This is a genomic window from Bacillus sp. P4_D3, assembly GCF_056401855.1.
Map to the genome: position 1 here is coordinate 1 of NZ_JBFUIN010000081.1, position 11,751 is coordinate 11,751.

Sequence of the window (11,751 nt, forward strand, 5' to 3'; positions counted from 1 at the left end):
GTATTCGAGTGGACAGTTATAAACAAATTTCCTGTCCACTCGAATACATAACCAAAAACAAAACTAATAAAGCAGACGAAACAAAATAAAAAAGGCTTCGTTATATACCGAATATGTAACACAGCAAAAATTAAACTCGCTATTACAATTCCGAAATGAGTCTGCACTACACCTCTAAATAAAAACTCTTCCGCAAAACCAATAATAAACGTGATAAAGAGTAAATGCATGACAGAAATTCCTTGAAACATTCTATCGTTAATGCCACCATCATCAAACCAAGATTCTGGAAACACTCGCATTGCAACATAATCTAATAACACAATACAGATCGCTAACAAGCTACCTATTACAAGTATAGAAACCGGTTCCCATTTCCACAAACTATAAACTTCTCTTTTATCTTGAAATAATATATATGCTAGTAAACAACCGATACCAAGAATGATTAGTTGTGTTATGTAGAGATTCAGTCTTATTTCTCTTGGACTCATATCTTCAACATTATGCCTTTGAATGTTCATCATTCCTCCATCTTCCCTAGGCCGAAAAGCTTTTGTAACTCTGTTTCCCAATTATAGTCGAAAACTAACTGTTGCGCTCGTCTTTTTTTATAATCCGTTTTTGTAATACCACAGTAATCACAACAGTTTTCTATCTCTTTTTCTTTTCTATAACCGAATTGTTGTAATAAATATTCACGTCTACATCCTTGAACTTGTATCCATGACTTCATATTTTCTAGCTCACTATATTTATTACGCAGTCTCACTTCCACTTCCGCTATTAATCTGTGCATTATTTCATCTGACAAGCTMTCTAGCATGAGATTTCGCTGTTGTATGATTCCAAGATGTTCGAGATGATAACGTGTAAAACGCCAATACTGTTCATTAAATCTTGCTGCATTATAACAAATTTCTTCGACATCTTCTAATGGTAATACTTTCGTTTGAAACATTCTTTCTTGTAATAACGAAAATAAAAATTGTATTTGCGATTTACTTGGTAATTCATCTTCAATGATTGAAATCGGCAAATCGTGATCCAATGGACTACATAATAAAATGGCTATACTCAATTCTCCATCTCTTCCCCCTCTTCCAATTTCTTGTAAATAGGAAGCTACATTTGTCGGATATTGAAAATGAATAATATATCTTGTATTCGCCTTATTTACCCCCATCCCAAAAGCACTTGTACATATTACAATTTGCAACTGGTCATTCATAAACTGTTGTTGAATTAACATACGCTCTTCATGTTCCATACCACCATGATAAAAAGCTAAACCTGTAATTCCTTTTCCTCTTAAATACTCGGTTAAACGCTCGGTCCAGGCCCTACTTGAACAATAAACAATACCAGGCCCTTGCAAATACATTACATGCTCAAAAAGCGCCTCTTTTTTTTCTTCTATTGTTTCCACAAATTGCACTTCCATCGCAATATTTGGACGATCAATTGAGTACACATGCTCAGCGATATTTTTTAGATTTAAACTTTCCGCTATATCTCGCAGTACATCCTTTGTCGCAGTTGCTGTTAATGCTAGTACTGTCGGAGATCCGATACTCTCAATTACTTTATCTAATTTTTTATAATCTGGCCGAAAATCATAGCCCCATTGTGAAATACAATGCGCTTCATCTACGACAAATAATGAAATATGAATTTTTTTCAATTCTCTTATTAGAAGTTCCGACTGCAACATCTCTGGCGATACGAAAACAAATTTATAAAAWGATAGCTTTTTCATTGCTTCTCTTTTTTCACTTAACGTCCGAAAACTATTCAATGCAATAACTCGATTTTTCACGACATACTTTAATTGCGTAACTTGGTCTTCCATTAAAGATAATAATGGTGATACAACAAGCACCGTACCCTCTTGCAGAAGCCCCGGAAGTTGATAACACATTGACTTTCCCCTTCCAGTCGGAAGCATTGCTACAACATCTTTCCCTTCCAATAAGTCCGTAATAACTCCTTTTTGCCCCGGACGAAATTCAGAATATCCAAACCACTTATATAAATATTCCTCAAGCTTCATTTATACCCTCCATCCGCGCCAATACAAGACGGACTTCAAAATAAGAGATTTCCTCTCCAACCGCTTGCTTCAACACACGCAATTTACGTGTTTGTAATGCTTCAATTACTTTTGTTACTTTTTCTATTTTTTCTTTTTCCATAAACATCTCAATAGAAAATTCTTTTTCTCGTAAAGCAATTTCTACAAAATGGTCTTCTATCGTGGCAACCTTCAAATTCCGAATTGTTGCTATTTCTTCTAAAGAGCGTCCTTGTTTCCAAAGATTATATGTTTTTTTCGTTGATAAGCTAAATAAATCAGCTTTCTCATTTGGATAAGATATAATTTCAGCTAATAATGGAAACTCATTTTCTTTATTGCGAACTTCTTGAATAAGGAAATGAATTGTACCCCAAAATAAAAAATAAACTCGAAATATATCTTGTTTCGTAATTTCCGCTAATTGTTGTAAAGTACACCCAATACGTTCATACCCAGTTAACCGATATGTTACGATTGTCGCCTCTACTGGATTATTTTTTTGTAAAAGAGTATGCATTTCCTTCCATAATCTTTTAGCCAATTCACTTCTCATATATGGTATTCCAGTGAGGAAGCGTTTCACCCACATCATTATTTCTGTATCCTGTTGAATTGGCATAAATTTCGTATTCGCCTGTTGTAAATTCGAAATGGTTTGAACGATCAATGATAATCTCCTCCAAAACGTTTCACCTATTTCACCATAGTGTAAACCATTTAAATACGTCGGAAAGGCAAAGTCACTTTCCCATTTGTTTAATTGCATGTTACCAGCAGTCGTTAACACATATGTATTATCATGTATACCTTGAACTAAATCCGTTCGTAACAACCTTGCAACTTCTTGATCATAATCAGCTCTATTTAATGACTTATAAATCCCAAACAAAAAAGAAATTTGAAACATATTCCCATCTTGTAATGTTTGCGACGATCTCTTTCCTTTTAATAAATAATAAATCGAAGAAACGGTTCTTTCACCATTCAATTGTTTTAAACAATACAATAAAGTATATTGTAGCTGCATTACCGCTTCCACCTCTCTGTCTAGCTTCATTCCTTTTTCAATATGATTGCACATTAACTGCTATTCATTTAACTTATCATATTCACACTACATGCTTGTATATATTCTATTGTATCAAACGAAATAACATTTAAGTATTTTGAAAATCTTATGAAATAATTCAAAAATAAGTTGACACCCTAATTGATAAGCATTATCATTATAATTTTATGTTGAAAAGTTTTAAAAACCGTTTTACAATAAGGTTATAATTTTTTGGCGAACTTTTCACATACATATTACCAGGAGGGAAAAAAGATGGCAAAATATACAATCGTTGACAAAGATACTTGTATCGCATGCGGTKCTTGTGGTGCTGCTGCACCAGACATTTATGACTATGATGATGAAGGTATTGCATTTGTAACATTAGACGATAACCAAGGTATCGTTGAAATTCCAGATGTATTAATTGAAGATATGATGGATGCATTCGAAGGTTGTCCAACTGACTCAATTAAAGTTGCTGACGAATCATTTGATGGCGACTCTTTAAAATTCGAATAGTCTTTTATTAACTTCAAACCCCCCTCATAAGTATGAGGGGGGTTTTTGCTCTCTTTTTCATTCTCACTAACAAAAAAACCATTGGCAGCGTAACTGCTAATGGTTTAATATTTTTAAGCATTTTTCATTTTTGCAAATACCCATACTTTCAAGCGTGAAAATAATGCTACAAATACAATTGTTACAACAATTCCTTTAATTACATTAAACGGTAATATCGCCGTTACAATAGTTTGTCGCATAATATCACTAGACATAGCTGGTGAATTTAAAAACCAAGTGTACGCTGGTAAAATAATAAAGTAGTTTAACACACTCATAATAACTGTCATAGTAATTGTGCCTAGCATTAATCCTGTCGTTAAACTTTTTACTGTGCGATACTTTCGGAATAAGAATGCTGCTGGACCAATAAATAAACATCCCGCTATAAAGTTTGCTACTTCTCCTACTGGTACTCCCGTTAAACTTCCTTGAATCCCGTAATGCAAAATATTTTTTATCGCTTCTACAATTACACCTGCAATTGGACTAAAAATTATCGCCGCAATTAAAGCTGGCACATCACTAAAATCAATTTTTAAAAATGGCGGAAGCCCTGGGAATGGAAAATCCAACATCATTAGTAAATACGCAATACTACTTAGCATCGCTACACTCACCATCTGCACTACACTGTTTTTTTGTTTCATCTTTCTCTCTCCTTTTCCATCGATCTTCTCATGGAAAGTGGAAAGGTTCTGCTATGCCTATTTTTTCATAGAACGAAAAAACCCTTTGTGATTTACACAAAGGGAGAATTTTAAGGCACATCAAACAGACGTTCAAATACTTATCTTTTTTGAACGCTTGAACCTCCATCTTCTCCCATCCAGACTGTACTGTCGGCTTTGGAATCACACCAAATCCTGCCTTAACGGCTCGCGGGCTTAGAACGAAATTATTAACTGTTCATCACCGCCGGTCGGGATTTTCACCCTGCCCCGAAGATAGACCGATATTCTATTTTCCATTTCATTATACAACAACATGATCGTATTGTGAACAAAAAAAGCGTAACTTATTAAAAATAAGTTATTTATTTTATATTATTAAAGAAGCAATCACTATATTTTACAATACAACCCATATTTTTTATAATTCGGTATTTCTCTTATGAATCCCCTAGTCATATGTCGTCAAAAGTGATAAGATGTTGAATTGTTAAGATAAGAACATTTTCTGAGTTATGGAGGAAATGTCATGAAGAAAGATAAAAGACACTCTATTCGAGAAGCAATGAAAAAGAACTTAAGAAAAGAATACTTTTATTTGAAAAAAGAATTACTTTTCTACTGTCCAATTGATCTAGGCACATTCTCAAGAGAGACATACTACGCTACTTTTGACCAAGATGGCATAAGTATTTATCAGTATGATAAAAAAACAGAAAGTAAATTAAAATTGTGTGAGCGTCATCCATGGAAGAGTTGGAATAAGGTAAAAGTTGATCACTATTTAACAACTTCTCAATTTATTTTCCAAGGTGAGCGAAATTGGATTTTATCCCTTTTCCAAAAAGGAAAAGAAGCTCAAAAAATAATTGAAGAACATACATCTTTACAAACGGAAGTTGTTTCCCGTCCGTTTTCCAAGAAACTTCCTGGTTTCCGTTCTGATACACCATTGAATAAATACATCGGTAGCATTTGTTACACTGCACTTATTGCATTTTTATTAAAATGGATGATTCCATTTCAAGCACCACAAATCGCCCTGTATTCTCTTTCAATTGGCTTTATGCTTCTTGGTTTACTTTGTCTTACAATTGGTCTAATCGAACCAACTATCGTACTATTTCGGACAAAAGAAAAAACAAGAACAAAAGTCTTTTACTTATATAGCTACTTAGCTATTTCTGGATTTATATGTGTCTTTATTTTTTGGTAAAAGAAGCCGTCCCAAAAGATCTTTTGGGACGGTTTTTCGTTAAGAATAGGTTGCTCTTATTGTCGCATTTTGTTATTAAGTCGATATAATTTCATTTACTATCGCAATCTTAACTAAAAAGCAAATAAAATCTATTCAAAAGTTATGCTTTGGGGATGTTTCCTTTACTTAACGTATAGTTGTTGATTCGGATAGATTTGCTCTTGTCGCAATCCATTCCTCACTTTAATTTCCTCAACTGTCATACTAAATTTCCGAGCAATGCCAACTAAAGTATCACCTTTTTGTACAACATATAGTGATGATGACACGACTTGATTTTTTTGTTCATTTAAAACAAGCAATGGATTCATCGCAGTCCTTTTCTCCATCGTCCATCTCCCTTGATGCACTTCTAAATGTAAATGCGCTCCTCGCGATTCTCCTGTATTCCCTACCTCTCCAATTAACTTTCCTTTTGAAATGGTATCCCCTTGAACTACATATCTCTTATTTAAATGCGCATAAACAGCCTCATATTCTCCATGTTTAATAAACACAACATTTCCATAACTACTTGAAAAATAAGACTTTGTCACCTTACCATTTTGAATAGCTGCAACAGGCGTTCCAATAGGCGCAGCTATATCAATACCATAGTGTTTCCCATGTCTTGTCCCAAAATAATCACTTATCTGCCCATCAACAGGCCATATCCACTGATTCTCTTCAGCGTAAACATGTAATTGAGATAAAAATAATATACTCAATATCACCACGCCACATTTTAACGCTTTCATATACATCCTCCGTTTTCTAATAACCGTCATACCTTCTCTATTGTGGGATATTACAGAAAAAAGTATACAAAAAAAGAAAGTGAATTACTCCACTTCCTTCTCTTCTTTATTACGAAAAACAAGTGCACTGCGGTTATATTCCACATCTTTCACTTGTAAACGTGCATTTATTACTCTAGCAAGCGCAAATAAATAATCAGATAACCTATTTACATACTTTAGAACAATTTCATTGGTTTCTCCTTCTTTTTGCAAGGACACTATACAACGTTCTGCTCTTCTTATAACTGTACGTGCAATGTGTAGTGCAGCCGATACCTCGCTACCGCCTGGTAAAATAAAACGCTCTAACGGCGGCGCTTCTTCTGTATACGAATCAATTCGTCTCTCTAAATACTCGACCATCTCTATCGTTACTTTATAAGGGATTTTCTTCTCTACTATTGCTAAATCCCCTCCACAATCAAATAGTTCATGTTGAATATTTTCAAGTTCGTTATAAATATTACGAAAACATTCCTCTTGCAATTTAGACATGGCATATCCGATATGAGAATTCGCCTCATCAATTGTGCCATAAGCTTCTACACGTATATGATCTTTATCCACTCGGCCACCTATGACACTCGTTTCCCCTTTATCACCTGTTTTTGTATAAAGTTTCATTTCATTATGGCACCTCTCTTTTTATTTTCATTCTGATTATTAAAGAAAAAAACTCTACCATTCTTTATTTAATTGCACTTACAAAAAAATAAAAAACAGTAGAGCTTTTATTCATGATTACCTAAAAAAACATATATATCTAAATTATACGATTTGGTAAATGTACAGAGAATATAGTTCCTTCTCCAACGACACTTGATACAGAAATCTTCCCGTCATGACCTTGAACAATATTTTTAGCAATCGCAAGCCCAAGTCCTGTACCAACTTTTTTCCCGCGCGTTCTCGCTTTATCAGCTTTATAGAATCGATCGAATAAGAACGGAATATCTTCTTCTGGAATACCAGCACCTGAATCTTGCACTTCGAAAGTAAGGCCACTATTTTTCGTATTAATTACAAGTGTAACATGGCCACCTGCATTTGTATGGCGGATTGCATTATCAATTAAATTCGTCAATACCTGTTCCATACGGTCTGCATCAAACGGATATCGTTCAATTGGACTTTGGAAATCCACTGTTAATTGGACTTCTTTATCCTTTGCAATCCCTTGGAATTTACGGCCAATTTTTTCGACAAATGGGTGAATATCTACTTCACCTATATGTAACTCTACATGCCCACTTTCCATACGAGCTAAATCTAATAGCTCATTTACAAGTTTACCTAAACGAACAGATTCATCATAAATAATTTGAACAAACTCATTAATTTCTTCTTTCGTTTGCACAATATCATCTAAAATTGCTTCACTATATCCTTGAAGCATTACCATCGGTGTACGAAGTTCATGTGATACATTTGCAATAAAGTCTTGACGCATTTTCTCAAGACGACGCTCCTCCGTCATATCTCGCAATACTGCTACAGCTCCGCGAATTTTTGTTTGATTGTAAAGCGGTGTCATAAGAACTACGTAGTTACCTTTTTGCAAATTAATTTCAACAACTTGTTGTTGCTCACTTTCTACAACGAGATGGAATAGTTCAACAAGTTCAGAAGGCAGTTTTTTACTTAACTCCACTTCTTTTTCTTCTTGCCAAACTTGTAAGAAATGCTCTGCCGGTGGGTTGATAACAACGACTTCACCTTCTTGATTTAACGTAATAACACCATCTGCCATACTACTCAAAATGCTAGCTAACTGCTCTTTTTCTTGCTGTAGGGCATTCATATTAAACTTCAACTGTTTCCCCATTTGATTTAAAGCAGTTGCAAGCTCACCAATTTCGTCCTGCGACACCATAGGGGCTTTCGTATCAAATTTCCCGCGCGCTACCTCAAATGCAACCTCACGCATTTTACGAAGCGGTGCCGTAATTCGAGTAGATAAGAAAAATGCAAAGAAAGTTGTTAAAATAATCGCAATCCCGGCTGATAAGAAAATAAAATCAGTCGTTCTCTCCATACCTTGTATTGGAACTTGCAATGATTCATATACAAACACCGCACTTTGATTTTTTGACTGTACTGGTTTCCCGACGATCATAATATCATTTTCAGTGTTCTTATTCTTCCTACTATTAGAAGCTTTTCTAATATTATTCTTAATATCCTTTTTATCTGTAAAAACAGCTGCTAATTCTTTATCATTTTTCAAATCATCTATTGTAAGAGTAACTAATCCTTCTTGTTTCGGCGAAGAAGAAATTTCCTTACCATCTTCTACAATGATAATCCTTGAAAGTGGATCAGAAAATTTGTAAGCAATATCCTCAATCGTTTTTACATCGGCACCTTCTTCAATTAATTCCGTGACACTTGTTGCAACTTTCTGAAGCCTAGCTTCACTCATATCAACATAATACGTTCTAAAAAACTGTGAAAGTAAAATAGCAACAAATCCAAGAACAAACGAAACGAGAAGTAATATGGTCATCCATAACTTCCCTACTACACTTCTCCAAAGCATCAGTCGTTCACAACCTCAAACTTGTAACCAACGCCCCAAACGGTAACAATCATCTTCGCTGCATCTGGTGATTGTTTACTTAACTTTTCACGTAAACGCTTTACATGCGTATCAACTGTACGTAAATCTCCGAAGAACTCATATTGCCATACTTCTTTTAACAATTGCTCACGGTCAAAAACTTTATCCGGAGCTTTCGCTAAGAATAATAGTAATTCATATTCTTTCGGTGTTAAGTTTACTTCATTGCCATCCGCTGTAACACGGTGCGCATCATTATCAATTGTTAAATGAGGGAACACAGTAACATCTTTCGTCGTTGTATCTTGTGTAAAGAATGTCGTTGGTACAGCGCGGCGTAATACCGCTTTCACACGAAGTACTACTTCACGCGGGCTAAACGGTTTTACAATATAATCATCAGTTCCAACTTCAAACCCTTGTACCCTATTTACTTCCTCACCTTTTGCTGTCAGCATAATAATTGGCGTCGCTTTCTTCTCACGAATCCCTTTACACACTTCGATACCATCTTTACCAGGCATCATAATATCCAATAGGATTAAATCATAATCATTTTGTAACGCCATTTCTAAAGCTGTATCACCATTATCCGCTTCTTCAATTGTGTATTGCTCTCTTTCTAAATACATCTTTAATAAACGACGAATACGATCCTCATCGTCTACAATTAAAATTCTTGATTCATTTTCCATTTCTACCCGCTGCGTATTTTTACCACAACGGTTTACACCTACCCTTCTACAATATAATGTTGCACCTATCCTCGTTTAATTAAGCATTTTTTAACGTTCCACTTCATATTATGCTTCACAAGAATAATAAAGTTTGTTCATTTTTTTTCCAAAACTATGTATTTTTTTTGAACAGTATATTTGGTCCTCGACATCATTTTACAGAATCAACCACTACTTTGTCATGTTTTTCTCAAAAAAGAAGAAAAATTGACAAAAATAAAATAGGAAAGTGACATACACTCTCCTATTTTATTTCTCTATGCATATGAATGTAAACCCGCGATAATTAAGTTTACTACAATAAAGTTAAACATAATGATTGCAAAACCAATTACTGCAAGCCAGGCGGATTTTTCTCCATGCCATCCTTTAGATAAACGTAAATGCAATACTGCAGCATAAAAGAGCCAAGTAATAAGCGCCCAAACTTCTTTTGGATCCCACCCCCAAAAGCGCGTCCAAGCGATTTGAGCCCAGATCATTGCAAAGATTAACGCTCCTAATGTAAACACTGGGAATCCTATCGCAATAGAACGATATCCGATTTCATCTAATAAATCACTATTCGTATTCTTTACTAACGGCTGAAGTGCAGCTGACACTCGCTTACGTAAAACAAGTCTTAATACAATATAAAGTAGTGTTCCGACTAACACTGACCAAATAACAGTATTTAATTTTTTCGCATTTACAATCGCTGGGACTTCAACTGTTGGCTCTAATTTATTTTCCGTCATTAATTTCCCTTCATGCGGTCCAACTAAAGCAGGGAGATTATACTTCATCTCAACTTGTTGTTCATTTTTATCAATCCATTGAAACTTCGCTTCGTATTTCATACTAGAAAATACCGTTGTTATTCCAATAAATCCAACTGTACAAACAAGTGTGAAAACTACTGTCTCTAACCAAAATGTACGCTTACTTCTTGTTGATTGATCTACATTTTTCAGTAAATACATTACGCCTGTAATAAAGCTAATTGCTAATATTGCTTGTCCCGCTGCCGCTGTCGTTACATGAATATGTAGCCAATTACTCTTTAAAGATGGGATAAGCGGCGAAATTTCTCTCGGGAACATACTTGCATAAGCGATTAATAAAAGAGCTACCGGTAAAGCAAATAAACCAATAATACTTACACGATATACAAAGTACATAATGATAAAAGCTCCCACAAGCATCATACCAAAGAAGGTACCAAACTCGAAGAAATTACTAACGGGTGCATGTCCTGATGCAATCCATCTTGTAATAAAATATACTATTTGCGCAATAAATCCTAAAATTGCTATAGTTATACCTATATTTGCCCACTTATGACCTTTTTCTTTAATTGATCCTCCCAAAAATAAAGTTGCAATTAAATATAAGATGAACGCGGCGAACAGAAAATTACTACTTATTTGTACCATATCGTTTCCCCACCTTAACTAATTTTTTTATCATTCATTTTATCGTGTGGTTGTGGAATCGCTGTTCCTTCTAGTACTCTTTCAATATCTTTCTTTAAGCCGAACCAATTTTTATTCGTATGGCCTGCAACCCACCATTCATCATTAACACGTTGTATCCAAATACGGCGATGGTTCCAATACATACCTTGAATCACACCAACCATAAATATAAATCCTCCAATACCGAGAATCCAAAGCGTCAAATCTTTTCTTACTGTAAGAGCTGTTGCATTTTGCATTTCCACACCTGCAAATGACATTTTATATTTATTATTCCCGTCAGGCTCTATGTTTTGCTGAATACCGACGAAACTAACTTCACCATCTGGTGTTTCCGGGGTAAACATTTTAAAGACGAATGCAGGATTATTCGGTAATTTTGTTTTCGTATTCGGCCTTCCATTCTCATCAAAATAAAAATCAGGAAAATAGCTTAATAGTTCTAGAGAATGCCCATTTCCTAAATCATATTTTTCTGTAGGATTCGCTAAATCTACTTTAATCGGTCCCCACTTTTGATTATTTTCTTTGTTTTGCAAATGGAAAGACATGCTTTTAAATTCACTTTCTTTGTAATCCACTTGATAAACAGCAAAT

The 11,751-nt window shown here is 34.8% G+C and carries 12 protein-coding genes and 1 riboswitch; of the genes, 2 read left to right on the forward strand and 10 right to left on the reverse strand.

What is annotated here, in order from left to right; translation table 11 throughout:
* The 3 genes from AC1DTM_RS11855 to AC1DTM_RS11865 form a co-directional block, all read right to left on the reverse strand.
* On the reverse strand, positions 1 to 524 hold a 524-nt coding region (locus AC1DTM_RS11855), incomplete at its 3' end, for a lysostaphin resistance A-like protein (protein ID WP_477000256.1).
* On the reverse strand, positions 524 to 2,053 hold the full coding sequence (locus tag AC1DTM_RS11860; RefSeq protein ID WP_477000257.1) for a RecQ family ATP-dependent DNA helicase: 1,530 nt from the start codon (positions 2,051 to 2,053) through the stop codon (positions 524 to 526). The genes AC1DTM_RS11855 and AC1DTM_RS11860, both read right to left, overlap by 1 nt.
* Entirely contained in the window at positions 2,043 to 3,104 is a 1,062-nt protein-coding gene (locus AC1DTM_RS11865; protein WP_016104316.1) for a YpbB family protein, read from the reverse strand. Before AC1DTM_RS11865 ends, AC1DTM_RS11860 begins: the two co-directional genes overlap by 11 nt.
* 297 nt (positions 3,105 to 3,401) lie before the next feature.
* Between AC1DTM_RS11865 and AC1DTM_RS11870 the strand changes: the two genes are divergently transcribed.
* On the forward strand, positions 3,402 to 3,650 hold the full coding sequence (locus AC1DTM_RS11870) for a ferredoxin (RefSeq protein ID WP_477000258.1): 249 nt from the start codon (positions 3,402 to 3,404) through the stop codon (positions 3,648 to 3,650).
* Between the two features lie 113 nt (positions 3,651 to 3,763).
* Here AC1DTM_RS11870 and AC1DTM_RS11875 read toward each other — a convergent pair whose 3' ends face one another.
* On the reverse strand, positions 3,764 to 4,342 hold the full coding sequence (locus AC1DTM_RS11875; protein WP_002011769.1) for an ECF transporter S component: 579 nt from the start codon (positions 4,340 to 4,342) through the stop codon (positions 3,764 to 3,766).
* Positions 4,343 to 4,505: 163 nt separating this feature from the next.
* Positions 4,506 to 4,645, reverse strand: a riboswitch (FMN riboswitch).
* Positions 4,646 to 4,892: 247 nt separating this feature from the next.
* On the opposite strand from AC1DTM_RS11875, the gene AC1DTM_RS11880 reads away from it, so the two are divergent.
* Positions 4,893 to 5,579 (forward strand): hypothetical protein, encoded by a 687-nt coding sequence (locus AC1DTM_RS11880; RefSeq protein WP_002149409.1) that lies wholly within the window; start codon positions 4,893 to 4,895, stop codon positions 5,577 to 5,579.
* Positions 5,580 to 5,743: 164 nt separating this feature from the next.
* Here AC1DTM_RS11880 and AC1DTM_RS11885 read toward each other — a convergent pair whose 3' ends face one another.
* From AC1DTM_RS11885 to AC1DTM_RS11910, 6 genes are all read right to left on the reverse strand, one after another.
* Complete coding sequence (locus AC1DTM_RS11885) at positions 5,744 to 6,358, reverse strand: peptidoglycan DD-metalloendopeptidase family protein (RefSeq protein WP_016104315.1); 615 nt, start codon at positions 6,356 to 6,358, stop codon at positions 5,744 to 5,746.
* A gap of 84 nt (positions 6,359 to 6,442) precedes the next feature.
* On the reverse strand, positions 6,443 to 7,024 hold the full coding sequence (locus tag AC1DTM_RS11890; RefSeq protein ID WP_002149412.1) for a cob(I)yrinic acid a,c-diamide adenosyltransferase: 582 nt from the start codon (positions 7,022 to 7,024) through the stop codon (positions 6,443 to 6,445).
* A 139-nt stretch (positions 7,025 to 7,163) separates the two neighbouring features.
* Complete coding sequence (resE, locus tag AC1DTM_RS11895; RefSeq protein WP_088098870.1) at positions 7,164 to 8,939, reverse strand: sensor histidine kinase ResE; 1,776 nt, start codon at positions 8,937 to 8,939, stop codon at positions 7,164 to 7,166.
* Positions 8,939 to 9,655 carry a DNA-binding response regulator ResD gene (gene resD / locus AC1DTM_RS11900; protein WP_002158614.1) on the reverse strand — a complete coding sequence of 239 codons (717 nt, stop codon included), beginning with the start codon at positions 9,653 to 9,655 and terminating at the stop codon, positions 8,939 to 8,941. Before resD ends, resE begins: the two co-directional genes overlap by 1 nt.
* A 299-nt stretch (positions 9,656 to 9,954) precedes the next feature.
* Entirely contained in the window at positions 9,955 to 11,112 is a 1,158-nt protein-coding gene (gene resC / locus AC1DTM_RS11905) for a cytochrome c biogenesis protein ResC (protein ID WP_477000259.1), read from the reverse strand.
* 14 nt (positions 11,113 to 11,126) lie between these two features.
* The coding region (locus tag AC1DTM_RS11910) for a cytochrome c biogenesis ResB family protein (RefSeq protein ID WP_477000260.1) at positions 11,127 to 11,751 on the reverse strand (625 nt) is incomplete at its 5' end.

Coding starts and splice junctions, on each gene's coding strand:
- AC1DTM_RS11890 (WP_002149412.1), bottom strand. CDS start 7,024: ATGAAACTTTATACAAAAACAGGTGATAAAGGGGAAACGAGTGTCATA.
- resE (WP_088098870.1), bottom strand. CDS start 8,939: ATGCTTTGGAGAAGTGTAGTAGGGAAGTTATGGATGACCATATTACTT.
- resC (WP_477000259.1), bottom strand. CDS start 11,112: ATGGTACAAATAAGTAGTAATTTTCTGTTCGCCGCGTTCATCTTATAT.
- AC1DTM_RS11880 (WP_002149409.1), top strand. CDS start 4,893: ATGAAGAAAGATAAAAGACACTCTATTCGAGAAGCAATGAAAAAGAAC.
- AC1DTM_RS11875 (WP_002011769.1), bottom strand. CDS start 4,342: ATGAAACAAAAAAACAGTGTAGTGCAGATGGTGAGTGTAGCGATGCTA.
- AC1DTM_RS11865 (WP_016104316.1), bottom strand. CDS start 3,104: ATGCAGCTACAATATACTTTATTGTATTGTTTAAAACAATTGAATGGT.
- AC1DTM_RS11885 (WP_016104315.1), bottom strand. CDS start 6,358: ATGAAAGCGTTAAAATGTGGCGTGGTGATATTGAGTATATTATTTTTA.
- resD (WP_002158614.1), bottom strand. CDS start 9,655: ATGGAAAATGAATCAAGAATTTTAATTGTAGACGATGAGGATCGTATT.